This window comes from Bifidobacterium sp. MSTE12 (assembly GCF_000513015.1).
GTDB classification, from domain to species: domain Bacteria; phylum Actinomycetota; class Actinomycetes; order Actinomycetales; family Bifidobacteriaceae; genus Bifidobacterium; species Bifidobacterium dentium.
This window is the reverse complement of record NZ_AZYA01000034.1, coordinates 151,097-177,438: the sequence shown is the minus strand read 5'-3', so window position 1 is coordinate 177,438 and position 26,342 is coordinate 151,097. Positions and strand designations below refer to the sequence as shown.

At 55.4% G+C, this 26,342-nt stretch carries 24 protein-coding genes and 1 riboswitch; of the genes, 4 read left to right on the top strand and 20 right to left on the bottom strand.

The features are described 5' to 3' along the window. Window positions 1-67: 67 nt before the first annotated feature. Window positions 68-1,504 (top strand): type I glutamate--ammonia ligase, encoded by a 1,437-nt coding sequence (gene glnA, locus HMPREF1494_RS07375; protein WP_003839859.1) that lies wholly within the window; start codon window positions 68-70, stop codon window positions 1,502-1,504. A gap of 166 nt (window positions 1,505-1,670) precedes the next feature. Here glnA and HMPREF1494_RS11765 read toward each other — a convergent pair whose 3' ends face one another. The 5 genes from HMPREF1494_RS11765 to HMPREF1494_RS07345 all read right to left on the bottom strand — a co-directional run bounded on the left by HMPREF1494_RS11765 (window position 1,671) and on the right by HMPREF1494_RS07345 (window position 5,661). Beyond that, window positions 1,671-1,907 carry a DNA-binding protein gene (locus HMPREF1494_RS11765; RefSeq protein WP_231495372.1) on the bottom strand — a complete coding sequence of 79 codons (237 nt, stop codon included), beginning with the start codon at window positions 1,905-1,907 and terminating at the stop codon, window positions 1,671-1,673. Between the two features lie 127 nt (window positions 1,908-2,034). Continuing rightward, window positions 2,035-3,180 carry an ATP-grasp domain-containing protein gene (locus tag HMPREF1494_RS07365; RefSeq protein WP_231495371.1) on the bottom strand — a complete coding sequence of 382 codons (1,146 nt, stop codon included), beginning with the start codon at window positions 3,178-3,180 and terminating at the stop codon, window positions 2,035-2,037. A 409-nt stretch (window positions 3,181-3,589) separates the two neighbouring features. Beyond that, window positions 3,590-3,868, bottom strand: coding sequence for a hypothetical protein (locus HMPREF1494_RS07355; protein ID WP_034521563.1), 279 nt, complete (start codon window positions 3,866-3,868; stop codon window positions 3,590-3,592). A 12-nt stretch (window positions 3,869-3,880) separates the two neighbouring features. Then, on the bottom strand, window positions 3,881-5,119 hold the full coding sequence (locus tag HMPREF1494_RS07350; protein ID WP_034521561.1) for an MFS transporter: 1,239 nt from the start codon (window positions 5,117-5,119) through the stop codon (window positions 3,881-3,883). Between the two features lie 23 nt (window positions 5,120-5,142). Then, window positions 5,143-5,661 (bottom strand): hypothetical protein, encoded by a 519-nt coding sequence (locus tag HMPREF1494_RS07345; protein ID WP_231495370.1) that lies wholly within the window; start codon window positions 5,659-5,661, stop codon window positions 5,143-5,145. 141 nt (window positions 5,662-5,802) lie between these two features. Here HMPREF1494_RS07345 and HMPREF1494_RS11890 point away from each other — a divergent pair, with 141 nt between their 5' ends. Then, window positions 5,803-6,204: a Fic family protein gene (locus HMPREF1494_RS11890; protein WP_003839853.1), complete on the top strand. Its 402-nt coding sequence runs from the start codon at window positions 5,803-5,805 to the stop codon at window positions 6,202-6,204. Between the two features lie 528 nt (window positions 6,205-6,732). Then, the gene (locus HMPREF1494_RS07335; RefSeq protein ID WP_034521558.1) at window positions 6,733-7,023 is read left to right on the top strand and encodes a type II toxin-antitoxin system HicB family antitoxin; all 291 of its coding nucleotides are present in this window, start codon (window positions 6,733-6,735) and stop codon (window positions 7,021-7,023) included. 612 nt (window positions 7,024-7,635) lie between these two features. On the opposite strand, the gene HMPREF1494_RS07330 is transcribed toward HMPREF1494_RS07335, so the two are convergent. The 4 genes from HMPREF1494_RS07330 to HMPREF1494_RS07320 form a co-directional block, all read right to left on the bottom strand. Then, window positions 7,636-7,851: a hypothetical protein gene (locus HMPREF1494_RS07330; RefSeq protein ID WP_034521555.1), complete on the bottom strand. Its 216-nt coding sequence runs from the start codon at window positions 7,849-7,851 to the stop codon at window positions 7,636-7,638. Between the two features lie 197 nt (window positions 7,852-8,048). Beyond that, a complete protein-coding gene (locus HMPREF1494_RS11760; RefSeq protein WP_231495369.1) occupies window positions 8,049-8,291 on the bottom strand; it encodes an alpha/beta hydrolase in 243 nt (80 codons plus the stop codon). Window positions 8,292-8,305: 14 nt separating this feature from the next. Beyond that, the gene (locus HMPREF1494_RS07325) at window positions 8,306-9,082 is read right to left on the bottom strand and encodes an alpha/beta hydrolase (RefSeq protein WP_231495368.1); all 777 of its coding nucleotides are present in this window, start codon (window positions 9,080-9,082) and stop codon (window positions 8,306-8,308) included. A gap of 1 nt (window position 9,083) precedes the next feature. Then, window positions 9,084-10,532, bottom strand: a complete 1,449-nt coding sequence (locus tag HMPREF1494_RS07320) for a sugar porter family MFS transporter (RefSeq protein ID WP_034521552.1) — start codon at window positions 10,530-10,532, stop codon at window positions 9,084-9,086. A 200-nt stretch (window positions 10,533-10,732) separates the two neighbouring features. On the opposite strand from HMPREF1494_RS07320, the gene HMPREF1494_RS07315 reads away from it, so the two are divergent. Further along, a complete protein-coding gene (locus HMPREF1494_RS07315) occupies window positions 10,733-11,617 on the top strand; it encodes an AraC family transcriptional regulator (protein WP_003839839.1) in 885 nt (294 codons plus the stop codon). A 76-nt stretch (window positions 11,618-11,693) separates the two neighbouring features. Here HMPREF1494_RS07315 and HMPREF1494_RS07310 read toward each other — a convergent pair whose 3' ends face one another. The 11 genes from HMPREF1494_RS07310 to HMPREF1494_RS07255 all read right to left on the bottom strand — a co-directional run bounded on the left by HMPREF1494_RS07310 (window position 11,694) and on the right by HMPREF1494_RS07255 (window position 26,271). Beyond that, complete coding sequence (locus tag HMPREF1494_RS07310) at window positions 11,694-12,464, bottom strand: type I restriction-modification enzyme R subunit C-terminal domain-containing protein (RefSeq protein WP_231495367.1); 771 nt, start codon at window positions 12,462-12,464, stop codon at window positions 11,694-11,696. Window positions 12,465-12,737: 273 nt separating this feature from the next. Continuing rightward, window positions 12,738-13,223 carry a sortase gene (locus HMPREF1494_RS11885; protein WP_003839834.1) on the bottom strand — a complete coding sequence of 162 codons (486 nt, stop codon included), beginning with the start codon at window positions 13,221-13,223 and terminating at the stop codon, window positions 12,738-12,740. Window positions 13,224-13,887: 664 nt separating this feature from the next. Continuing rightward, on the bottom strand, window positions 13,888-14,049 hold the full coding sequence (locus tag HMPREF1494_RS11595; RefSeq protein ID WP_003841580.1) for a hypothetical protein: 162 nt from the start codon (window positions 14,047-14,049) through the stop codon (window positions 13,888-13,890). A gap of 187 nt (window positions 14,050-14,236) precedes the next feature. Next, entirely contained in the window at window positions 14,237-14,842 is a 606-nt protein-coding gene (locus HMPREF1494_RS07290; RefSeq protein WP_003839827.1) for a hypothetical protein, read from the bottom strand. A 360-nt stretch (window positions 14,843-15,202) separates the two neighbouring features. Next, on the bottom strand, window positions 15,203-15,742 hold the full coding sequence (locus HMPREF1494_RS07285; protein WP_034521549.1) for a TIGR00730 family Rossman fold protein: 540 nt from the start codon (window positions 15,740-15,742) through the stop codon (window positions 15,203-15,205). 78 nt (window positions 15,743-15,820) lie between these two features. Beyond that, window positions 15,821-16,645 carry an energy-coupling factor transporter transmembrane component T family protein gene (locus HMPREF1494_RS07280; RefSeq protein ID WP_034521546.1) on the bottom strand — a complete coding sequence of 275 codons (825 nt, stop codon included), beginning with the start codon at window positions 16,643-16,645 and terminating at the stop codon, window positions 15,821-15,823. Further along, window positions 16,642-18,135, bottom strand: a complete 1,494-nt coding sequence (locus HMPREF1494_RS07275; protein ID WP_034521544.1) for an ABC transporter ATP-binding protein — start codon at window positions 18,133-18,135, stop codon at window positions 16,642-16,644. Before HMPREF1494_RS07275 ends, HMPREF1494_RS07280 begins: the two co-directional genes overlap by 4 nt. A gap of 104 nt (window positions 18,136-18,239) precedes the next feature. Next, window positions 18,240-18,851, bottom strand: coding sequence for an ECF transporter S component (locus HMPREF1494_RS07270; protein ID WP_003839821.1), 612 nt, complete (start codon window positions 18,849-18,851; stop codon window positions 18,240-18,242). Window positions 18,852-18,878: 27 nt separating this feature from the next. Continuing rightward, window positions 18,879-18,984: riboswitch (TPP riboswitch) on the bottom strand. 35 nt (window positions 18,985-19,019) lie between these two features. After that, window positions 19,020-20,144, bottom strand: coding sequence for an Mrp/NBP35 family ATP-binding protein (locus HMPREF1494_RS07265; RefSeq protein ID WP_003839820.1), 1,125 nt, complete (start codon window positions 20,142-20,144; stop codon window positions 19,020-19,022). 85 nt (window positions 20,145-20,229) lie between these two features. Further along, window positions 20,230-22,923, bottom strand: coding sequence for an NAD-dependent DNA ligase LigA (gene ligA / locus HMPREF1494_RS07260; protein WP_034521541.1), 2,694 nt, complete (start codon window positions 22,921-22,923; stop codon window positions 20,230-20,232). 15 nt (window positions 22,924-22,938) lie between these two features. Beyond that, window positions 22,939-26,271 carry a tetratricopeptide repeat protein gene (locus tag HMPREF1494_RS07255; RefSeq protein WP_034521855.1) on the bottom strand — a complete coding sequence of 1,111 codons (3,333 nt, stop codon included), beginning with the start codon at window positions 26,269-26,271 and terminating at the stop codon, window positions 22,939-22,941. Window positions 26,272-26,342: the final 71 nt, after the last annotated feature.

Genomic DNA, 26,342 nt, shown 5'->3' with positions numbered 1-26,342 from the left:
CGAGTGTGTGAAACGCGTTTTTCTAGACTAATAGCCTGTAAGTTACTTATTCGAAAGGAGCGGTCCCGTGACTGCACTCGAAACCAAGGCTGATGCTGAGGCCCTTATCAATAAGGAAGGCGTTGAATACGTCTCCGTTCGCTTCACCGATCTGATCGGCGTTCAGCAGCACTTCACTGTGCCGGCAAGCGAGTTCCTGAAGGATGCCTTCACCGACGGCATGCCGTTCGATGGTTCCTCCGTGGAAGGCTTCCAGGCCATCAACGAGTCCGACATGAAGCTGGTGCCGGATGTTTCCACCGCATTCATCGACCCGTTCCGCAAGCACAAGACCCTCGACGTGGCCTTCTCCATCGTCGATCCGCTGACCGATGAGCCGTACTCCCGCGACCCGCGTCAGGTCGCCGGCAAGGCCGAGGCTTACCTGAAGTCCACCGGCATCGCCGATACCGCCTCCTTCGCTCCGGAAGCCGAGTTCTTCATCTTCGACAAGGTGCGCTTCGAGAACAGCATGCAGCGCTCCTTCTACGAGGTGGACTCCGTTGAGGCTCCGTGGAACACCGGTGTTGACACCGAAGACGACGGCACCCCGAACATTGCGTTCAAGAACCGCGTCAAGCGCGGCTACTTCCCGGTTCCGCCGATCGACCACACCCAGGATCTGCGCGACGACATGGTCGCCAACCTGCAGAAGGTCGGTCTGATCCTCGAGCGTTCCCATCACGAGGTCGCCGGCGCAGGCCAGCAGGAGATCAACTACCGCTTCAACTCCCTGCAGCACGCAGGCGATGACCTGATGAAGTACAAGTACGTCGTTCACGAGACCGCCGCTCTGGCAGGCAAGGCCGCAACCTTCATGCCGAAGCCGATCGCAGGCGACAACGGTACCGGCATGCACTGCCACCAGTCCCTGTGGAAGGACGGCAAGCCGCTGTTCTACGATGAGAAGAACTATGGTGGCCTGTCTGACATCGCCCGCTGGTACATCGGCGGCCTGATCAAGCACTCCTCCTCCGTGCTGGCCTTCACCAACCCGTCCCTGAACTCCTACCACCGTCTGGTGCCGGGCTTCGAGGCGCCGGTCAACCTGGTGTACTCCGCTCGTAACCGTTCCGCCGCCATCCGTATCCCGCTGGCCGGCACCTCCCCGGCTGCGAAGCGTATCGAGTTCCGCGCTCCGGATCCGTCCTGCAACCCGTTCCTCGCCTTCTCCGCTCAGCTGATGGCAGGCCTGGACGGCATCCTGAACCACATCGAGCCGCCGGAGCCGGTCGACAAGGATCTGTACGAGCTGCCGCCGGAAGAGCACGCTGGCATCAAGCAGGTGCCGAGCTCCCTGGCCGAGGCCATGGACGCTCTGGAAGAGGATCACGACTTCCTCACCGCCGGCGACGTCTTCACCGATGATCTGATCGAGACCTGGCTGGGCATCAAGCGTGGCGAGATCGATCAGGCTCGTCTGGCCCCGACTCCGCTGGAGTACGAGCTGTACTTCCACATCTGATAGTCATTAGGGCAAAACGTAGTCGGCAGTAGGCTTTTCGCACTGTTCAGAGTGACCTACTGCACCTATACTGCACCTATCGGAACACGAGAAACCCCACTTCGTTCACAATTGGACGCGAGTGGGGTTTTCTCATGCCTGCCATGCAGGCAGCGAGATGAGCCATTCATCCAAATCCGCGCCGTCGGATGCGCACGGTCGGCGTGTAGGCGTAGCAGGCGATGAGGTCGCCGCGGCGCACGGCCTGACGGATGGTCTTCTCCGTCAAACCGCACAAGGCGGCCGCCTCCGGCATCCCCAACGATACCAGTGTCACTATTGCATGGAAGAATTTAGATTCAACAGAATCATCAATTCTGAATAACAGTTCATCACCTCGAGAAGCTGTCACAAAATTAGTCACAATCGTTCCCTTGCAAAAAGCAAATTCTCAATCGTCGTATCAGCCGTTTATAAGATGATTGGAACGTTGAATGATTTCGGCTTCACTATTACCAGAAATGAGGAATTTCCTGTCAGAATCAACAGAATTATGAGCGATACCTTTTTTCCTCCCCACAGATTCTAAAACTGCCCAATCCGGAATTTCTTTTGGCCTTTGGCCAGTTCAATCCAGCAGTTTCTAGTAGCATGCCATATTGGGATGATCGTGTAATATTTGTATTCGCATCGACAAGGCCAAGTTCCAATAAAAAGTTAGCTTTACTCTGATCTACGCCATAGGCGGCTATCAGCTCTTGCTTAATTAGCCCTCCTCCCCTACGTGCCGCCATTTCCCCAAATATGAAATCACCAGTTTCATTCTTATAGAATTCAATATGCATCACATTTGGGACCGTCTGATCTTTGAAAGATTTAATTAATTGCTTTGTCAGTCGGAGCAGTTCAGAATAGTCAGCGCTGTTCTCGTCTAACATTACGGAACCAGTATTTTGTTTCTCGAAATCTAGCGGTGGGACAAAATATCGTGATGGCGAAATCAGGATCAGACCAGAATTGATATAGACCACATCCACATGGTAGACAGAACCAGAGCAGTATTCTTCTAGATAATACTGGTTTGAATGTACGCTTCTGACAATTTCCGGCTTAGCGGCTAAAGCAGATAAGTCGTCTTTCGAATGCAGTATCGTAATGCCTGCAGATCCTGCACCCCATCGAGGCTTGAGAACAACCGTCTCCCAACGATCGAACGCCGAAATAATATCTCCAAAGCATTTGCAAGAGGTATAGGGAATAATCTTTAACCCAGCGTTAAGGGCTGACTGCTTCATCGTAACTTTATCTCGACAGCTCAACGCTAATTCATACTTTAAACCGGGAATTTCAAATAAACTTCTCGCCTCCGCAACCCTCAGCACATCTTCTTCCGAGCCAGAAATTATCCTATCTGGTCTAAATTTCTTAACAACATCAAAGAATTCTGCAGTAGCGCTATCAGAGGAATAATTAGAAACTTCAATTTCTTTGATGACGGAATTCGGCCAACTATGGCGTATGGCTCGATCGTTCGATGTTAAGACTATAACTTCTAAACAATCAAAGCATTCTTGGACTTCTTCAATCCATTTTGGATAATTCGAGAAAGATTTGGGTTGTTGTAACAATAGTACTTTCATATCATTTCCCCCTGTTGTATTCGCCAAAGCATGAGACATTAACTTTGACCTCATCATTAAAATATTGCGCCTTCACTTCAATTGGACAGCCATATGAATACGGATACGTGCTTCCCTCGGGTTAAATCCGCTAAAAGTGAAGACACTTCATTCCTATGGGAAGAACGAGTTGCATTCAGAAAGTATGCGGGACAAGCTTCTGGACATGCATGCGGAGAGTTTGCTCGAAATGAGTTCCAAACGGTCTCTTGCCGTAACATTTTTTCATATTCCGCACTAATAGCAAGTAATTCTTCATCAACTGCATTAAATCTGCCGTGATAGTGGAAAGCGGAATCGAACTGCTAATCCAACCCGTCATTGAAGAGAAAAACAAGGCAGCCAACTTGTTCGCGTCCATTTCGAGTTACATCGATAACAATGTTGTCAAGGTTGAGGCATTTCGAAGCTGCTTTAGTCAACGCCGCTAAGGAAAGTTTATCCAATAGGCCATATTGTCCTCCATCCCTTTCTTGCAGCGAACAGATGGAGTTATCGCTGATACCACATAGCGGTGATGAAACTGCGGAGTCACTTCCACCGCTTTCAGAACACCAGGAAGCAGAGAGAGACTGTCATTTCTCTTAATATCGGGAAGCCGCTCTACCGCTTTTCTTCCTTTTTTATCCTTAGCAGCCCCGCTATTGGGATGTTCGAGGGCATTTGTCAATATCTTCTCAAGTATGAATATTTTTTGTGGGTGCATGTGACTCCTCTTTCAGTGGCAGATAGCCCTTTTTCCATGTTTGTCAATTTGGTTAGCAGCGATTGCCGGCATTATTCCCACCAACGCTAATGTGCACCAGTACCAAGGTGTCATTCCTGCAGGGCGTAGTGCCGGAACAATCCAACCGCCAAGGAATGAACCTACTGATTCACCAATAGCTGCAATTATCAGCCGATAATTCAGAATGTCCACCAAAGGTTTATCTGGCTGTACTTCTACTAGAGCAATATTGATTAATGGTGCGTAGATACATTCTGCAATGGAAATAACAATCAATGATACAATGCATATCCACCAGTAGGACGAAACTCCACAGGCAAATATCGCAAAGGAAATGCCATAGATCCCCAAGCTTTTGATTATGAATGAGGTAGCATTATGCCCATTAGTCATACCTCGTGAAATAAATTTACTTACTGGCATTTGCAGTGCTATGACTGACAAGGCATCAATAGAATAGAACAATCCTCTTATGACCGGGCTATCGGATAACGAATAGAATTCCAATGCCATTCCTGCAAAAAGCTGACCGTTCATTATACTGCCCACAAACACCGCCAGGATAGCAAGAATAGTGCCAGAACTTTTCACTGAGTCTTTAATGGTCTTCACGATAGAAGAGGTATTTTGCTTACTACTTTCTTCACTGCGTATAAAGACATGATGAGCTAGCACAATCGGAGCTAGTAAAGCAGAAAAAACATAGAGTCCAATAATGACTATAAAAAAGAGTGTCTGCCCGAAAGATTTATATATATAATTCGAGGCCAGAGGACCAATTGCGGATCCAAGATTGGCAGTCATTGTCACTAAAGAAAATAAAGTAGCCTGAGATTTTTTATCCTTTACCGTAGCAAGTATATGCCCTCTTAGGGCAAAATTAACCAGTGAGAGTCCAAGTCCCAGCAAAGCTAAATCCAGAAAAAGGAAGCCGACAAAACTCTTCATTGCCGACTGTAGTAGCAAAAGCGAAAAAACTATGAATCCGAAACCAGTCTCAGTGAGGGATAAGGTTGATGAGCGTTCAATCAAATTGCCTATAAAAATAGTACTACCTCTAGAAAAAAGAGATAAAATTCCAAGTGCTAATCCAACATATAGTGATGACGTTGCAGAAACCTGACCAGTAAGGATAACCGAAAAGAGGGAAAAAAGCCCGCTATATGCAGCACTATTTAAAAAATAATTAACTGATATGGAGTCATTCTTGATATTGCTCAGCTTTTCCACATGAACAGACTTTCTTTTATGCTTTACAAATAATGTTCTTTCATGCTAGTCGTTATATGGAAATCGTTCGTTATTGCGTCCAGATATGGTAGTGAGTGCCCGGTTTCTTGCACACTTGGGGTTTTGCCTGTTTGTGACACGGTTGTCAGTTCACTGTGTCCCATGATGGCTGTGCTGGTCACGTCGTCCAGTCGGCCACAGTCCATGCGTAGTTCGTCCCAGATGCGGGACTTGAGCTTCGACTTGCAGATGTCATCCAGCCAATGATCGAGCCATTCGGCCACGGTGGGCGGCTTCACGTAGCCGACGCGGTGGGTGCAGTCGAACTCGGCGAGCTTGTCCTTCAACCGGTTTTCGGCCAATGTGCGTGTGCGTCCGAAACCGGATACGCGGTGGTCCCCGCCGGTCAGCGGGTCGGTTACCGTCGCATATGCCCGGAATCCCTTTGGCGTGGCCGATATGCTATCCGTGCCGCGCGGTCGGCGTCCATGAGTATCGATAGTTTCATGTCGCCGGCCGAGTCGACCAGTGTGAGTGTGCATCTGGGCATGCGTTCCGTTTCGTTCATGCCCATGGGACTATGCCAGCCGAACGTAGGTGTACTTATCTCTGCCTTTCATAGCCGAAAATAGTCAAAAATGGCAATCTATCCAACAACATGAAACGGAATCTAAAACGTTGAAATGCAGCCATCTTCGGCATTTCCCCAACGTTTTTCTGCGGTACCTAGGAGGTATTTCGACTTCGTTTCTGGATTATGGCAGATCCATCCGTTCCGCGAGGGGAACACCAGAACGACCGCGGTGTTCACAATCATATATCTCAGACGTCTCGGATTCACGGTCGTCAACAAGCCGTTCGCCTCGAACGCCCGGCTTTTCCGCGACGCCCTCGCGTTGGACAACACCTCCGACCCCGATTTCAAGGATCCGGCACCTTTGAACCGGTTCATAGAGAAGACGCTTTTCGACTCGTCCATTACGTTGGAAAGACTGAGGGACTCCGCCCCACCCAATCAGACACGGACGGCTCTCCCCTGTTTTGATCCGAACCAGTCGGAGGACAACGGCCGGTGTCAGATATGAACAGGTAGTCGATAACGCCCTGAACCTCTCATTCAGTCCGTCGATGATTTCGTCTACCCAAAGCAGCCGCCAATCGTTGTTGTGCGTGTTGATGCCCTGCTCGATTTCAGCCAGATCGGACACGAAATAGATACCCTGCCGACGTTCGGCCATGGAAAAGCCGACTCGACCATGCGTTGCAGGAACATTTTCATATCGTCGTAGAAACCGTTGAGACTATAGAAAACGCATGGCCCTTTCAACTGATTAAGACAGATTTTCGACACCACCTCGCTGATTTCCTACAGCGTGCCTGTGCCACCTGTTGGCATGAAATAAATGCGCTAAAGTCTTATATTCCATACCTATGAGGACTTTAAACTATCTGTTGACTGCATCTGTGTTAGAGATAGTATCAAAATATGAAAGCAATCAAAGACTAACTCTAAGTACCATTGAAGATGCACTTACCTTCTGCGGAGACGGGCTCAGCCCCAGAATAGCGAAACCCATATAAAGTCAAGACGACCTCATCAAAAGGAACACCAAATGAAGCTTACGTATCCGATAGTTCTCATCCCATTCAGAGACGGCAGTGGCGGCTATACTGTCGAGATTCCGGATCTTCCCGGGTGCGTCACCGAAGGACGCGACATGGCCGAAGCGTTGTTCATGGCCCAGGACGCAGCCAGCGGATGGGTACTCACGGAACTCAAAGACGGCAAACCAATCCCGACAACCAGCAACCTGACTGAGATCAAACCCGATAATCCGGACGCGATGGTGTGCATCGTCACGCTCGACATGGACGCATACGCAGCCAAATACGGCAGGGAATAATCCACTTGATAGTGGATCCACAAAGACATCGCCGAAACTCGCCATCATAGTGTTTCCTCAAGTTTCCTTACATGCGAAAGGCCTATACTGTCCGTCAAGCGCAATGCGATGAACGATTCGGTAACTACGGAACAGCGATTCCCGTAGCGCGAGTAATCAAGCCGACCACATGCGGCATAAGTCCACGAAAGCAGACAGTCGCTCCCGTCCAGCCATGGAAGTAATCGAACCGGGAGCACTGCGAGACGACCGAGCCTCAGCCCCGACACACTCGCATGCAAGTCCCACCGGCAAGGATGGGAGCGTGATTTCATCTCCAACCGCAACAGATGACGCCACGGACGAAGCCCAGTCGAATAACGCGCATGATGGCGAGACACACGCTGCATAAAGAAGCGTTCCGATAATGCGTGCCATAGCGATGAAGTCGAGTCGCTCCGCAGCATATGCGTATTCATAACTAGCATAGAGATATGTGACGCATTCCGAGGAATCCCAGTCGGGCTCGTAGGCATCGAACAGCCTTTGCATGGAATCATCGTCAGCCGACTGCGCGATGAACAGACGTGGACACGAGGAATCTGGGTCGGAGGTGATGAGTCAAGAAGAAACTCACCGGTACACGGTGTGCACTTTGTCCGGTGGGAGGTTCTTGTGCAACATGGTTTTGCTACCGGCCATGGTTTCAACGTCATGCGAAACCGCATTGCCATGAAAGTCGCTGTGATTCACCCTTGTGATGAAACCCGCACCATCGCATTCGACTACCACACGCGCAAACCTGCGAAATTCCGGATTGTCAACATCTTCAATATCGATCTCGCTCACACCACCATGATTGCATCCCCATCACAAATCTTCCCAATAAACAGCTCAATGAGTAGAAACTCTTGCGATACGAAAAGTGGCGTGGGATTCCATTCGTCAGAATCTCACGCCACATTATTCGAGCCGTCAATCCAGCCGTTGCAAAGCGGTCATGAATCAACGGATCACAGGAAGCCATTGCTCTCCGTCCACTTGATTCAGATCCGCGCGTATGCGAAGTCGTGGATCATGCGGAGCGTTTCGCGGCTTTCGTCGAGCCAGGACATGCACACCGGGAATACGTGTCCGAGTGATTGGCCTTTGTGGGTATACCAGTCATGCAGTTCCACATCGTGCCCTGCGGCAACGAGCGCGGTAGCCAGTTTCAATGATTCGACGTGGATGAAGTCGTCACTGCTGGTGTTGATGAGGATCGGCGGGAATTCCACTTCCTCAGCCATGGTCGCAAGATTCGTCAGCTCTGTTTTTTGGCGTGTAACTTCGCGAAGAACGTTGGCGCGATATGTTCGACGATTGAAGTTTCCTTGGATTCTTCAATAGTCTTTCGCGTCCCCGGCTCGCACAGCGCCAGATAGGGCGTCAGATCAGCCAATGGCGAAACGAACGCGCTACCAGCAACGGTAAGCCCCGACTGGCCGACACCCATTGCTTTGGCAAATTTGCCGGATCGTTCGATTGCCGTCATATAGAGCGCGAGCGTGCCGCCCGCCGAATCTCCCGTCAGGAACACGTTGTTCTGGTCGATGGGATATTCGTGTCGATGTATCCGGATCCAACGAAATGCCGCCGCGACGTCCTCCAATTGTCCGAGAAAATCGGTTTCCGGTGCGGGCCGGTAGTTCACGGAGAACACTGCGAATCCCAGTTTGGCGAGGTTTGTGCAGAAATTGCGGTTGAGCTCCTTGTATGCGTAGACGAATCCGCCTCCGTGGATGTCGATGTACACAGGAGTGGTCTTGCCTCCCCTGACTACACTGTCGTGGGGCAGGTACAGGTCAAGTCTGTGTGCACGGGTTCCGTCATCAACGTATGGCACGTCTTCGAAGACGTCGATTCCTTCGGGATCATGCCAGTAGTCGGTTCGCGATAGGTCCCCCCTGGCAAAGTCGAGACGTGAACGCAATACTGCTTCGGCAAGGTCGGGCTCGACTTCGGCAAGGTCCTCGTCGAGCGCGGTCCAGCTGAGGAACAGCTTACGCTCCTCGTCGGTGATCACAATGTTGTTGAGCACGTCATTCCGCCTTCATGTCTTCGAGCGCTACGCCAGCGGTCTCCGGCAGACCTTTGGTGACGAACAGGAAACTGATGGCCGCGAACACGCCGTACATCAAATACGCGCCGCTGAGTCCGACGCCGTGCTGCAGGGATGGGAACGAAGTGGATACGATGAAGTTGCCGATCCAGTTGAATGCGGTAGCCACCGCCATACCCATGGCACGGATGCTGTTCGGGAAGATCTCTCCAAGCACGACCCACATGGCGGGCCCCCATGTACCGCAGAACGTCAGGTAGAACAGGTAGACGGCAATGAGCGTGATCGGAGCCCACGCATCGTTGAGATGCAGGCCGGAGGCATCCATCGTGGCGTGGGCGAAGCCGAATGCTGCGACGAACAGGAATATTGCCATTCCTGCAGAACCGAAGGCGAGAAGCTTACGGCGTCCGATACGGTCGATGAGAACCATGGAGATGACCATCGGAATGAACGCTGCGAACGTGCGGATCATGGCGATGTCAAGCGCCTGCTGTTCCGAGAATCCCATGGAACGCCACAGGCTGGAATCGTAGTAGAGAATCACGTTGACGCCGCAGAATTGCTGGAAGAGAGCCACGAGGACGCCAATCCAGACAACCTTCTTCAAACCGAAAGTGCGTCCGAGCAGATCGGAAAGCTTCGGAGAGGTCTCGTTGCCGATGGATTCGCGGATCTGACGTACCTTATCTTGCGGATTCTGCGTGCCATTGATGCGCTTGAGTAGTTCGGCGGCCTCGTCGTAATGGCCTTTCATGACCATGTAGCGCGGGGTTTCCGGCAGTCGGAGTGCAGCCACCAGCATGATGATGGCGGGAACGAACATGACCATCAGCATCCAACGCCATGTGGAGAGGCCGAACCAGAGCGTATTGTCGGCGCCGCCTGAGCTTTTGGCGAGCAGGTTGTTGGCGATGGTGGATCCCAACATGCCGATACCGACCGCGAACTGCTGGAAGCTGGCAAGGAAACCGCGCATCTTGGTTGGCGATACTTCCGCGATGTAGGTAGGGCTGACGACCGATGCGAGGCCCACACCGAGACCGCCAATGAGTCGGAAGGCTATGAAGGGCCAGACGGCAGGGGCCAGAGCGGAACCGAGGGAGCTGATAATGAACAGGATAGCCGCTGTGAGCAGCGCTTTGACACGACCGTAGCGGTCAGCGAATTTTCCGGCGAACCATGCACCCAATACGCATCCGGCCAATGCACCGGAAACGGATAGGCCGCTCATGAAATCGTTGAGGCCGAATCCGGACTTGCTGCCTGCGATGGAATCGACCGCGCCGTTGATTACGGACGTGTCGTAGCCGAACAGCAGTCCGCCCGTAGCTCCTGCGAGGCATACGAGGATGATACGGCGTTTAATGGTCGGGGCGATGACTTCAACTGCTCCGCCTGCCTGCTCTGGCAGATTCGAAGATGACATGTTGACTCCTTCGTCTTATCTTGTAAGCGATGACAACATCAACGATATGGCCACACGAATCTAATGATCACACAATATGTGATATTTAGTCATATAATTGTGACCTACTGTCAATCCCTGTATAATTAAACATCACATTTTGCCATACTGAAGTCACAGGCCGCCGGCAAATATCCGTTGACGATGAAGTGGAGGGACTCATGGCCGTCGCATCTATGCCAATGACGTACAACACCCTGATAGGCCCTGATTACCGTGAGGAGAATGTCTATCCGGAAGGATTTCCCGGATTGGTGATCGTCCATGATTCGTTGGACGAAAGAGCGAAGCCTCACTGGCATCCGGGAATGGAATTCGTCTACTCGGCCCATGGCAGTTGCCCATTCATCGTGGACGGGCGGGAAATGGCACTCAACACCGGAGATCTTCTGCTCATCAACCCGTATTCGATTCACTATGGCATACCGGAGAGTACGGATGGAACATCTCCAGTGATACTGTCCGTAACGTTCAACGACGAGGTTCTAGAGCGTCTCTATCCCTTCGCCGACAGATACGAATTCTCCCTGCACTCCCCTCGCGTCACCAGGGACGATCAAGCCCGACTCATGCAACTAGCGGAAAACATCATCCGCTGGCAACGATCCGACGAAAGCATCCGAGGATTCAAACTCAACATGCTGCTGTATGAGCTGTTGTCCCTGCTGTATTCGAAATTCGTTTCCGGAACACGCAGTCCGGAACTGACACGCTCTGGACGCAATATCACCATGCAGATCATCGGATATGTAACCTCGCATCACAGGCAAAGAATTGACGCGGCCGACGTAGCCCGGGAATTCGGCTACAGCAGGGAGCATTTCTGCCGCATGTTCCGTAAGGCGACCGGAACGACATTCAAGGAGTTCCTGACCGAATTGAGGCTGGACGACGCCTGCAGAAAACTGTTGAATTCATCATCTTCCGTGGCCGCCATCGCAAAGGAATGTGGATTTCCCGACACCAGAGCCTTGCAGAACACCATGCAACGCAAGCGCGCGATGAGCGCGCAGGAATACCGTAACCGGAACAATGAACGGGACTGACGTGCGACGGACAGAATAACCCAATTTCGCCGCCGCGTTGAAAACTCAGCTTCCCGAACGCATTCCCTTCGAGACATTACGCGGTAGGAACCAATGCATTATGGTTCAATCGATCGATACCTACCTTCAGGTCCTTCAATCCCTTGCCAAACACCAAAATCAAGGATTTCAGCCCATCAAATGGCGGCTGAGTCAGCTGCTCGAACTGAATATATCCGTTCTGTTCAACATAACTAATGATCCTGTTCAGCGTGGCATTCTGCGACGGACTGAGCGAATGGTTGTTGATGAACTCGCCAAACGCATCCATGGTATCTTGATGGTCAAGCTTAACGATGCGTCGCACCAACAATCCGAGCGGAACGTCGTCAAACGCGTTCTGATATTCCTCCTCGGAACCGAGTTCATAAATCAGAGTGTTCTCCAGATTCGAGAAGTCCTCGCCGAATAGAGGCTCGTTGTAGGGAAGCTTTCGGATATCATCATCGTCGCTATGCTCATTGATGTACCGATTGACTTTCTGTTTGCAATCCTCGTAATGTTCGGTGATGTCGAAATCCTGCCCCTCCACTCGAGCAATGATTGGATCCTTCAAATCCGTGATAATCGTCCTTCTAGTGTTGGAATCCGCGATGAAACGAATCAGCCCACGCAACGTAACTCGAATCCGTTCCAACTCTTCAAGTGAAGCACCATCGAGGTATTCCGAATCATCGGCAATCCGTTTAACCATCCTCTCCTGTGCCTTGACCTGAAGAATGGTCTTGCCGATTTGTTCGCCGCCCTTGGTCTTGATGCCGCGCTCCATGAGTTCTTGCAACACTATGTCCACTGTGTCGGAGTTCATGATAAATCCGTTCAACAATTCAGCATTGATATGGTCAGGTACCTCGATGCTTCCTCTCCATCATCCTTACCGAAATCGTTCTCATAGCGTTCCTTGTCGGCTTCAGACAGATCATCGTATGTGATTGCCTTCGTTTGCGAACTTGGTCTTGGTCTCGATATTGTAGAACGGTACGAGGTAGCGGTCCGGCTCCACAACCGTCTTGTACTCGTAAAGGTGCGTCTGCCCGTTTTATGTGGTGGCGAATCTCATCATCGATGGATTCATAAACAATCATGCGGCATCATTCGGATTGGAATCTGTCTGAACCTTTATGGATTTTCTGTTCGTCAGTTTCCTTGCGGATACTCCTTGCTTTTCGCGAAGGTTCTTGACAGCTGGCTCCCGCGAGCGGTCCCGTTTCGCCGTGGACCTTCGGATTGCCGCGACGACGCCCGGGACCACTAGAAACGCCGCCCGGATGCCGATGGACTTCGCGTAATCGGATATCCAGGTCCCCGCGACCACGGTCTTCTTGGCTGTGCTCTTCTCTCGTTCGGCAACGTATTTCGTTCGAGTTTCCCTTACCAGCAGTCTGTAGTCGTTGATTCCGTAGGGCGTGTAGGTGGCCAAGGTCACGTAGTCCTTGTCACGTTCGATGGACAGCGATGAAACGTCTTCGGGAAGCACGGTGCGAACGTCGTCCACCTTGTAGGCGAGCGTCTTGTTCGACACGCGAATATAGAACTCGTCGGACGTCAATTCGACGGTCTTCACCACAGCACCGGTCTGCTTGTTCTTGATACCGACAGTGAGCCTAGGAGCGCTTGCCCTCGCACCCCGCGTCTCCCTGCCATTTCTTGTTGATCGTTATGGAAACGGTCTGGCCAGTATCGGAAGATGAGTTCCATCCACGGCTTGAGCGACCGAAGACGCCAGTAGTATGGATGCGCACAAGGCAATCACCGGCACGATCCCCAGCAGATGCCGCATGCGCCCTCCGAATTTTGCTTTCATTTCTCTCCTCGCCACGGTATGCGTGTCTAGGCTTCTTTCATAATCCAGAACCTCCACAAGATCGCGCAAATCCTTTTCGAGAACTCGGACTAACATGATGAAACCGTTGAAGTTTCAACGATCTTTGACTTATCCACTTTGTTACCGGAGGTAAAAGTGAGATTTGTTGGAAACCTACCCCACCTTCACCTCCACCCTTGCAACCGTCTTCCGACACGCCGATATGATGTGGACTGCAGCACAGCGGAGGAAGAACAAAGCGTTTGGAGACACTTCGGACGCTCCGCCATAGCAGTCATTCGAAACATGATGTCAACCGGAGCCAACGGCAACCCGGGCGCACAAAAAGCCGGTCCTTCCCTGCTGATTTGCGATTGCCTCGAATCAGTCGGAAAGGACCGGCTTGATGACGGATCGCCCGCGCCGGCTACTGACTCACGTTAGAGAAGGCCCAATGCCGGTAACCGGTGAAGTACGCCGTGGAAAGCGCTACCCCAGCATGAGCACGCAACTCGTGGCGATCCATACCGGCCATGTTTTGCGCGATACGATCCACCGTGATGGTTTCCAACCGTTTCTCCATCGTCATTCTCCCCCTCTTACGTTGATGCTTCGTGCGTCGAGCGCCTTCACCAACGCCTCGTCGTGAGTGACCATGATCACCGCGGAACCCTCGTCGCGCGCCATGACGATCAGTTTCACCATCTGGATTCGTACCGATCAGTTCCGGATTCGAGAGGCACCGACACACGCCAAGCATAACGGGCAGTGCGCCGTCACAAATCCTCAAGGTCGTCCGGAATCGGACTGTCGTCAAGATTGATGGTGAAGAGACGGTATTTGCCGGCATACAGACCGGCCTCGTACTCGGTGGTGAAGCCCATTTTGCGGAACAATTCGACTGTTCGTTCGTCGCGATAGTCGGAATACGCCGTCACCAACGGACTACGCTTGTTCCGCAAGGCGTTACTCTTGATACATATCAGCGCATCACGCAATGCGAAAAACCCCATTCGGATTCCCCTGCAGTCCACCGAGCGGGCGAGTGCCGAAATATGGTAGTGTCCCCTGTCATTGAACCACGTACCGCCATCCACGAGACGAATCCAGCAAACGGACGTCACCTCATCCGTTTTCCAATCCACCATGCGCATGGAAAGCCGGACTCGGTCCTTCTCGCCGCTCACCGTATATGGAAGCGCCGAGATCATGCATTCGACCTCGTACTCCCACGGTTGAAGGAACCGATCGCCGACCTTGATGGCTGTCGCCATTGCCCCTGACCCTCTTTCCACCGGAATGGCGCATCGCATGGGGGCGATGTCATCCCAATGATCCAGGCTCAGGTCAACCCATCGTAATTCGCGTGCGACGTTCAGCATCAAGACGTTCCATATAGCAGCGGAGAGCCATGCATGACATGCGCTCGTCTCGTTCCACCCAGCGACGGTACTCCTTCCGTATTATTCTCAGCTCCTCCTCAGTGGGTCTTCCCCGCATGTCGGATTATCCTTTCTTACGGTTTCATATACCTACAGCCTAGGCCATTCGTCATACAAAACAGGATTCTGCGCAAAACATTTTACAGCCATATCCCAATATTAGAAGTAATTCTTCCCGTAAGAATCGGTTTAAATCGTGCTTTCTGCATTTCTCCGTGATTAGCAAAACAGCCGCCCCACCTAATGGCGGGACGGCTGCATGTCATGCGCCGCGGCATTCCTCATGCCATCGGCATCGACTTATGGACGCTCCTCGATGATGCGCCGGATTTCCTTGAGATCATCGGCGAAATAGATGCCGCGCTGACGTTCGGGAGTGGAGAATCCTGCAGTGATCATGCGATCGAGCAGCGACTTCATATCGTCATAGAAACCATTGAGATTGTAGAAGATGCAAGGTTGGGTCAGTTGGTTGAGGCAGATCTTCGAAACGACCTCGCTAACCTCCTCAAGCGTACCGGTGCCGCCGGGAAAGGCGATGAACACGTCGCCAAGTTCGATCATCTTGGTGCGACGTTCCGTGATATTCGATACGACATGCAATTCGGTGAGACCGTTATGTTCAACGCCTCGGTCCACGAACATCTGCGCCTCGATGCCGGTCACTTCGCCACCGGTCGCCATGACCGTATCGGCGAGCACACCCATCAGCCCCTCATCGGAACCGCCGTAAACCAGCCTGTTGCCGCTTTCGGATATCCACGTCGCCAGTTCCACGACGGCTTCCTTGAACGCAGGGTCATTGCCTTCGTGTGCCCCCAGGTACACCGTAATGTTCATGCATGTCTCGCTTTCCGTCCGCCGACCAGTCTACAAGAAGGGGTGTCTTCCATGCGGGCCGACCAAACCGTTTCGGCATCAATTACGGAAGGACCAATGCCAGTATCCGGTACGGTATGCGAGCAGCAACGCCGCGGTCGGTATCGCCATGCAGATCAGATAGAACAGCCAGTCGACCCCATGCAAGCGCGACGTACGCGCCTGACTGCGCGGAACGTCGCCGCCGAATCCACGTGCCTCCATGGCGGTGGCAAGCTTGGTTCCGCGACGAATCGACACGACCAGCAGGCTAAAGGCCTGCAGGAACACGCGTCTGATGGCGCTTCCGTCGCCCAGACCTCGCGAACGGCGGGACAGACCCAACGCACGCCAGTCATCCTGCAACAATGTAACCATGCGCATGCCGGCCAGACCGCCGTACACGAATCTCGACGGCAAATGCAGAATCTGCACCAGACCATCCGCCAGATCGGTCGGATCGAGCCCAAGCGCGAAAATCACGCCGGGCACCGCGATGGCGGCGACACGCAGGAACGTCGCAGCACCCGCATACAACGAGCCTTCCGACACCGCCATAAGACCGAATGTGAACAGCGTCGCCCCGGAAGCGGTGCCATACAGGGTCACGGAAACGAAACTTCCTACCGCGGCAATCCATACCATCCAGGTTTTCCGCAGTACCGTCAATGGATTCACGCCACCGATCCACAGCAGCATGAGGTCGATCAGCAGTGCCGCAGAGGCGGAGACGACGTCCAATGATAGGAACATCGGCACGCATAGCAGAATGGCTCCGATGAAACGACTGACCGGATTCAGTTTCGCGATGAACCATGACGGCGACGTCGCCTGCGGCTCATCATGACGTTCCTCATGGGCCACAACGCCAATGGTTTCCATCATCGTCCCTCCTCACTTACCACGATGCGGCGCGCATCCAACGCTTTGACCAAGGGCTCGTCATGCGTGACCATGATGACCGCGGAACCCGCGTCACGCGCACCGGCGATAAGACGTACCATTTCCATCCATGTGGTGAAATCCTGTCCGAACGTCGGTTCGTCCATGATGATCACCTTCGGCGCCGCCGCCAGCATGGACGCCACCGAAAGCCGCCTCTTCTCACCCCCCGACAACGTGAACGGATTGGCCGGTGCGAACCGTTTGAGATTCATGCGTTCCAGCATCTCGTCGGCGATGGCATAGGCCTCCTCATCGGATTTGCCCATGGATTTCGGCCCGATCGCCACTTCATCCCGTACGCTGGATGCCACGAACTGATGCTCCGGCTCCTGGAACACCATGCCAATACGCCCAAGCAGATCGCGGCTTTTCCATGTGAACGGATCATTCTCACGATGCGCGGGCATCATGGAATCAGCCACGCGCACATGGCCGGCAATCGGCTTGAGCAGACCGGCCAAGGTCAGGGCCAAGGTGGACTTGCCCACGCCGTTCCTGCCGGTAAGCGCGGTGACCTCCCCCGCATGGAAACGCACATCGATGTGCTTTCCCAAAGGAAAGCTGCGACCGAAACTCAAATCATCGGTATACAGCACCACATCACGATCATGCCCGGTTTGAGTCGGAGCATAGCTTGCGATGTCACGTCCCGGCACCCACGCCCCGCCTTCGGCGAGGACATCGCCCATGGCGTTGAACACCTCTGCAGGCGAGCCATCCGCAATGACGCCGCCCTCATACGAATCATCATTCGGCCTGCCCAGTACGATCACACGGTCCACAAGGTCAAGCCACACATCGATATGGTGCTCCACCACCACCATCGTCTCATGGCCGCGCTCAAGCACCTGTCTGACCGCGTCATGCACCTCCTGCACGCCTTCCGGATCCAGGTTCGCAGTCGGTTCGTCGAGCAACAGCAGTCCGGGATGCATGGCAAGCACGCCAGCCAATGCCAACCGCTGACGCTGGCCGCCGGACAGCCGACGTGTGGAATGATCCGTGCGCATGTAGTCCAGGCCCACGATGTCAAGGGCCTCACGCACCCGCTTCCAGATGGTGTCTCGTCCGAGGCCGAGATTCTCGCAGCCGAAAGCGGTATCGTCACCTGCACGTTCAAGAATCGTCTGGGCGTCCGGATCCTGCATCACCAGGCCGCTCCTGCCGCGTGCCGTACGTGAATCGATGCCGTCGATCAGCAGGCTGCCTTCCTGTTCGCCCTCATCATCGCCGCCGAGCACGCCGGCCAATCCAGCCATCAACGTACTTTTGCCGGCACCGGATGCGCCAAGCAGCAGTACGCGCTCCCCCGGCTTGATTTCAAAATCGACATGTCGCAACGCGAAATCCTTACGCGAAGCATGTCTCCATCCCCAGTCAACCGCCTTCACACCGGCTGCGACCACGGTTCCGACTTCATCCGTCGTCATCTATAGGTTCTCCAATCCGCGGTATCCCCGACCATATGAAGAGGGTTTGCGGCGTACGCGGCATGTACGTCGCAAACCCTCGCCCGTCTTGAGCGCGACGGCGCTCAGACCAGTTCCTGCATACGTCCGGATTCGAAGCGGTCAAGCACGCCGGTCTTCGCCAAAGCGAACTGCACCACCCACATGAAGGCACCTCCCATCACCGCGCCGGAAATCACGCAGCAGATGGTGAACGTGCTACCCTGCAACACGGTCCAGCCGGAATGGGTGAGCCAATCATAGCCGCCGTTGAACAGGCCGGTCAGCGCGCCGGCCAGGGTGACGGAGGCAATGTTCCACTTCTTGTAGGCGAACACGGCGAAGCCGATTTCCGCACCGAGACCTTGGAACATGCCTATGATCAGGGAGCCTCCGATGCCGAACGGATTACCCATGAGCGCCTCGATGAGCGCTGCCACGGTCTCCGCGAAGAACGCGGCGCCAGGCTTGCGCACGATGATGGCCGCCAGAGGACCTGCGAACAGCCACATGAAGTTGAACAGACCGCCCAAGCCAGGTGTCAGACTGTCGAAAGCGCCGATCGGAACGGCGTAGATGATATCCCAAGCCCAGAAGATCACGCCGGACGCGACGGCGATGATGGCCGCCACGACGATATCGACCACGCGCCACTTGTTGGAGTGCTTCTTTACTGCGGAAGACTGAATGCCAGTCATGAATTGTGCCTTTCTATTCCATCAAGGCACGGGAAAAGAGAGACGTCCGTGCGCCGGCATTACCCGGTATACGTTCATACGGTCGAAGCGCGTTCGCTTCCTCTCAGCCTTAACGGCCCCCGTGTCTGTGACAGATACTACACAAGGCACACGATTTTCGCCACCGCCTTACCGTAGCGGGACACGCATCAGCGATTCCGCGAGTTGCCTGAAGGTCGCGCCGAGACCGTCGGTACGCAATGCGCCTTCTTCGGTCAGCACCGCAGGACGTCCCGCCTCGCCGGTCTCGCGCAGTTCAGGTTCCAGCGGCAACTGTGCGAGCAATGGCACCTCGTATCCCAGATTCTGGGATAGCTGGAGGGAGACACGTTCGCCTCCGCCTTCTCCGAAGATCTTCAGCCGTTCGCCCTTATGCTCGAAATAGCTCATGTTTTCGACCACGCCCCGCACCTTCATCGGCACCTGCAGCGCCACCAGACCGGAGCGAACCGCAATGTCGGAGGCGGATGGCTGCGGAGTGGTGACTACCACGAGTTCGGCGTTCGGCAGGGCTTGCGCCACGGAAATCGCCATGTCTCCGGTGCCTGGCGCCAAGTCGAGCAGCAGCACGTCGGGCTCCCCCCACCACACGTCCGACAGGAATTGTTCCAGTGAACGCTGCAAGCGTGGGCCACGCCAGAGAATCGCACGGTCGGCTCCGGCGAACATGCCGATGGAGATCATCTTCACGCCCCAGGCGGTCACCGGCATAAGCATGCCGTTGAGGTTGGTGGGTTGCGTATGCACGCCGAACAATCGCGGCAGCGAGAAGCCGTAGATGTCGGCGTCGATGGCCGCGGTGTCGTAGCCCAATGCGGCAAAGGTCGCGGCAAGGTTGGCGGTGACCGACGATTTGCCGACGCCTCCTTTGCCCGATGCGATAGCGAAGATACGGGTCTTGATGCCTGGCTTGTTGAACGGGTTCTGTTTGCGTTCCGCCTTGAGACCAGCCACCAGTTGGGTGAGCTTGTCATGGCTCATGGAACCGACCTCGATATGAGGCTGCAACGTGGCATCCGGATATGAGGCCACTGCACCATTGATCTGATTCGTGATGGTCTGCGAAAGCGGACAACCTTCCACGGTGAGTTCGACGGCGACGGTCACGTCGTATGTGTTGTCCTCCCCTGTGACCGGCGTCGCGTCGATGGAAGCGATCATGCCCAAGTCGGTTACGGAACGACCCAATTCCGGGTCGATCACCTTGCTGAGACGTTCGTAGATTTGCGCTTCGATCATGCGCTCGTCTGTCATGGTTCCTCCTTGTTGCCGCGTACCAGCCTAGCGGTCATGCATGCGGCATGCCAGAGCTTCGTAGGTTTTGCTCACGAGAACTGCATCACACCGTACCGCTGCTCAGCAGTTGTTTGAACTGGTCCTCATTGAGCATGGGAATGCCCAATTCCTCGGCTTTTGCGGCTTTGGATCCGGCGTTCTCTCCGACCACCACCCAGTCGGTTTTCCTGCTGACCGAGCCGGCCGCCTTTCCGCCATGGGAGATAATGGCTTCTTTGGCGGAGTCGCGGGAGAAATCGACCAATGACCCGGTGACCACCACCGTTTTGCCTGCCAAGGTCTGCGGCAGATCGTTGGTTTCGGCCACCACACCCACGCCGGCGGTCTTCCACGCATCCAACACCGTGCCACGCCAGTTGCCTGGTTCGTGTGCGGCAGTGAACCATGTGACCACGGATTCGGCGATTTCCGGTCCGATACCGTCGATTGCCGAAAGTTCCTCGACGCTCGCGTGTTCGATTGCGTCGAGTGAGCCAAAGGCCGTGGCGATGGTGCGCGCGGTCGGCGGACCGAGGCGGCGGATCGACAGTGCCACGAGCACACGCCATAAATCCACGTGCCTCGCCTTTTCCATTTCGTCGAGCATCTTGCGCGTATTCTCAGCAGGGCGAACGTACACCGGCTGCACGCTGGTCACGCCGGTGCGCGACACCTTGGTATCCTCACGGATCACTACGGCGTCGGCCGGCACATTGTACTCTGGGTATTCCGAAACGGCGGCGCCGTTCACCTCCAGTTCGGCAAGTTTCTTGGCGGAGAGTTTCCTGGCCGAGGTCGGAGCGGTCCAGAATGCAGGCACCTGATGCCACAGTCCGGATCCTCCCACACGCTTGCGCGTCTTCTTGGTCTTGCCTGTATTGACGTCGACGGTTTCATGGATTTCGATGATCGGTGCCTCGCGCCATACGCGCACATCCTTCAGATCGGCGGCGGTCAGTGAGAACAGGCCCGCCTCGCTGGAGAGCACCGGCGTCTGCGCATCCGGCAACCGCAGTCCGGCAACCGGCTCGTAGGGTTCGGGCTCTTCGCCGGGTTGGACGAGTATTTCAGTGATCTCCGGCGCATACGTGTCAACGGAATCGGGGCGGTCCTCCTCCGGATTGGTCAGCGCGATCGCCGATTGATCGCCCAAATGTTCGATATCGAACGCCTTGCGGGAAGCCAAGTTGATGATGCGCTCGGTCAACTGCGCAGGGCATGATTCCACATTCGGGCAGCGAATGTCCTTGTCGCCCTTTTTGGCCGGAGCCAGTTCGGCACCGCAGCTCGGGCAGTGCGTTGGCATGACGAACGCGTGCAGACTCTCCTCCCGCCCCTTGCGGCGCTCGAGCACCGGGCCCACGAGCTCGGGGATCACGTCACCGGCCTTGCGTACCACCACGGTGTCGCCAATGAGCACGCCCTTGCGCTCCACTTCGAAAGGATTATGCAACGTGGTACGTGACACGGTGGAACCGGCCACATATACGGGCTTCAGGATGGCGACCGGGGTTACGCGGCCGGTTCGGCCGACCTGCACGGTGATGTCGAGCAGATCGGTGTTGACCTCTTCCGGCGGGTATTTGTAGGCGATGGCCCAGCGCGGCGCACGTGAGGTGGCACCGAGCGCGCGCTGCAATCCAAGATCGTCGACCTTCACGACGATGCCGTCGAGCGCGTGTTCGATATCGCCGCGATGTTCGCCGTAGTAGTCGATCATGTCAAGAATGTCGGTGAACGACGTGATTTCGCGATTATGCGGCGAAACCGGCACGCCCCACTTTTCATACAGCGCATATGCCTCGGATTGATGGTTGATCACGTCATGTCTGTCGGCACGTCCCGCGCCCCAGCGTAGTGAGCCGATGCCGTGCGCGTAGAAGCTCAGACGGCGCGTGGCGGTGATGCGCGGGTCCTTCTGTCTGAGGCTTCCGGCGGCGGCATTGCGCGGATTGGCGAATGGGGCTCGGCCGGCGTCCTCGTTCTCGCCGTTCAATGCGGCGAAGTCGTCCCAGCGCATGAACACCTCGCCGCGGATTTCCACGAATTCGGGAATATCGTCTTCCGGGCCGGCCAGATTCTGCGGAATGGTCGAAATCGTCCGCACGTTGAGCGTGATATCCTCGCCGGTCACGCCGTCGCCTCGCGTCAGTCCCTGTTCGAGCACGCCGTTACGGTACACGAGATTCAATGCCAGACCGTCGATCTTGACTTCACAGGTCATCGGCAGCGGTTTGGATTCCGGCCAGTCGAGATCGCGGATCACACTGTCGTACCAGTCACGCAGCTCTTCGATGGAAAACACGTCATCGAGGCTCATCATGCGCGAAGGGTGACGTACGGAGGCAAAATCGTTGGAAAAGGTACCGCCTACGCGATGGGTCGGCGATTGCGGGGTGTCCAAGGACGGGAATTGCGATTCCAATGCCTGTAGGCAGCGAAGCCGCGCATCATAGGCCGCATCGGACGATATGGGGGCATCGTCGATATAGTAGGCGATCTGATCGGATTCCACCCAGGCCGCGACCTTCGCCCACAGCCGGGCCGCCGCTTCGGCACTCAGCGAAGAGACGTCAAGCCGGTCGAGTCGCATGGCATCGGCGTCAGTGGACTGCAATGCCGCAATCCACCGTTCGGAACCGGGGACCAGTCGGGAGGCGTCGCCGTCGGCATCCACCGTAATCTCGGGTTCGGCGGTGCCATCGACCGAAACGTCGAAATCCCAAGCAAGCTGTTCGGAATCGTCATGCTGTGTCATGAATGTTATTCTCCGCTAATTGTTGAGCGAACGCAGGAACTGCATCTGTACCACGTCGGCACCGTCGCGCTCGGCGTCATCCATGCGCGAGGCAGCCACGGACAGCGTGCGTGCAGGTACGAACATGCCCTCATCCACGCATACGCGCGCCGCCCTGCGTACCAGCGAGGCGACCTCGGTTTTCGGCCATACCGGCAGACCGGCCTGTTCCAACACCTGCATGGCTTCCGGCACGGTGGTCGGCACGGGAATGCATTGCGATTGCGCTCGTGCGATCAGTTCCCGCAGTTCGCCTTCCAACGAGCCGATGCGGCCCGAGGCGATGTCATCGCTCATAATATAGGCTGCCGCCGCGATGTCGAAACGGTCGCACATCCATTCGGCATAGGCCAGCCGATAGTAGGCGAATGAGGCGTCGTCACGGTCCAAGGCCACATGCAAGGCGTTGAGGCAAGCCGCACGGGCCGGATCCCAATCCTCTTCGCGAGCCAGCTGGACGGCGAGTTTCAGATGCGACAACGGATAGGCGGGCGCGTACCGCACCATGGCGTTCAGATGAGGCAGTGCGGCCTTCGCGCCCTTGATCTGGGCAAGTATGTCGGCCAGTTCCATGTGGGCGTAGAACAGATTGTCGGGAATCAGCACGGTGCGCTCACCCTCGGTGGCGAACATGCGGTTGTAGATCACCCGTTCCGCATAGGAGTTGAAGTAGCGAGACACGCCCGGATTGGACTCGAACAGCTGGTCCATGCGACGCAATGCCGCTTCGATCATCTCTACGGCCTGATCGATCTGGCCGCTGAACAGCAGATCACGGGCCTTCATACGTTCGGCGTCAAGATCGTCGGCCAAAGTGAACGAGAAGTCCGGTGTATCGTTGCCGTCGATCAGCGCACTGGTCACCTGTGTGGCGAGTCCCGTCAGTTCCGGGTCGCCTATGGCGTTGATGATGTCCATCGCACGCTGTGCCTTGGCCACGGAGGGCATGCCATCGTCGGCGGCCAACTGGTGGAACTCCCCCACGGCGCGCTGCAGCAGATCGACGCGTTGGATCGACAGTCCGGATACGTCCCCGCAACCAAACAGTTCGGCGCTTTCCCTGCCGAATCTTTTGTCGGAAAGCTCCGGCTCTTCCTGCGATCCGGTCGGGGAGAATCGACTGTCGCGCAGGTCGAACGTGGCATCGACCGGTTTCAGCGCGCCCATGCCGTCCACATCCATTTCCGCATCGAACATGCGATACGTGGGCACGGGGTTGGCCAATCCGTCCGTATGCAGACGTTTCAGGAATTCTTCACGTGTGAAGGTGACCGTCACCAGATTGCGCACGGTCGGGTTCTTACGCAGCTGGCTCATCGGATCGTCATCATCGCCGTTGCCGTCGATATCCGCATCCGTGAAGGCGATCATGCCTGCGTCGCCGATGTCGCCCGTACCTTGCACATCATCCTCGCTGTCGGATTGCGGCATGCTGAAGGTCATGTCATCGAAGTCGATGTCCTTCATCAGGTCTTCGAACTGGTCATCGAGCGCCGCATCATGGTCATCGGAGGAAGAAGTCGAATCCGCGGAGGTTTCGGAAGGGCGTGTGGGAGCCGTCCTGGCCGGATCCCCGTGGAAGTCGCCGTCCTTCGGAGCCGCCTTGGAACGCGATGGGCCCATTTCACCGGTACGGATGCGTTCGAAGGCGCTCAATGCTTCGCTCATCAGCTCGCTGATGGCGGAGTCCTGCTCGGCGACGGCTTCTTCCAGACCGATGGAGTCGATGTGCATCGATACACGTCGCACATGCGGATCGGCACCGAAGCTCAATGCCGCCATGAGCAGACCGATGCGCAGATTGTAGTCGGCGCTCATGCGGGCGCGCTCCGCATCCCCCAGTTTCACCCATGCATGATGTTCCGGGTCGTATCGGGTGGAAGGCATCATGGACACTCCGGCCGAAGTGAAGCCGATTGCCACGTTGCCGTCTTCGAGGCTGCAACGGAATTCCACGTCGAAACGGTATGGCAGGCGCAGGCTTCGCAGCAGACGCGCCATGGCTTGGCGATACACCCATTCCGAGCCGCCTTCGGTGAGACATGCTTCGCTCGGCGATTCATCCTTGGTGTCTTCGGCAATGTGTCGTCGGGTCTCGTCGGCGATGTCGACGAGTCTGGCGACGGCCTGGATGCCGCTATCCTGATGTGAATCGAGGATGGCCCCGAATTCATCGTCGGGTTTCAAAGCGATCAATGCTGGATTCTCCAGCAATGCCAGATCGATCTGCGCGGCTTCGGCACGAGTGACCGTGTCTTCCGTGGGCAGGCATCCGATGCGCGCATTGCGTTCCAGCCAGGAGCTTACGGCGGCGAAACGGTTGAGATTGCCTTCGATGTTGAGCGCACGCAGGGCGGCACCGAACGGCAGGGTGGAATCCCATGCGAAGAAATAGCAGTTCGAATAGCTGGACGTATACAGGTGCAACGGTTCGGCACCATGTACCGCCTCCAGCATCTGGTTCTGCTCAAGCGCACCGGCCTCACGCATCAGATCGGCGAAATAGTCCTCCAAGCCGGAAGCGCGCATGCCATGTGAACGGGCGCTCATCGTATCGCGTATGGAACGTCGAATGGCCCCCATCGGGGCTTCGCGGTTGAGGCGGCGGAAGATGTTGCCCGAGCCGAAACCGATCAGCAGGCCATTCATCTGCGGCAGCATGTATGCGGCGAAGAATGCGATGGTCAGCGCATCGCGGAACTCCAGATCGTAACGCATCGCCTCCGGCAGTTTGGCACGTAGTTGTTCCAACGTGTACCGATTGCCGACCTTCAGCCATGAGGCGAGCCACATCATGCGCCCTCCTTCGGCTCGACCGACCACACCGCCCTGCGAAGCCTTCACCATTTTCGGCGGATTGGACGGCGCATGGCCGAAACGCATGCCGTCGGGCAGGGTCAGCTCCTCCTCTTTGACGAAGACGAACCGGGGCTCCATGCCCTGAACGTCCATGGACGGATCGGTTCCTGCGAATACACGCGCCTTGCTGTCGGCCAGAGCGATCTGCGCGAAATGGTCCTTATCGGTGAACAGGCCGATGGAGAACGCCTGTCCCTTGGTCTGAGGCAGCTGAGCCCAGCCCAGCCTCAATCGTCCGGGAACGCCTTCAAAACCGTCGAACACGCGCCTTTTGGTCAGAGGCCCCAATCGAACGGCATTGCGGGTCAGCTCGCCGACCACATCCTGCGGGGCGTTCAGGGCCGCGCCGAACGGATTGCCGAAGGTGGTATCGGACGCGCCGGCGTCAACGTGATCGCCCCGCAAACGTCCCAAGGTTTTGTGCACCCCGCGCATAAGGCGATCCAGCATATCCCGGTTCGCGCCCGGCTCATCCGCTGAAGGCGATGATGATGTGAGGTGAGACATGGTAGCCATTCTTT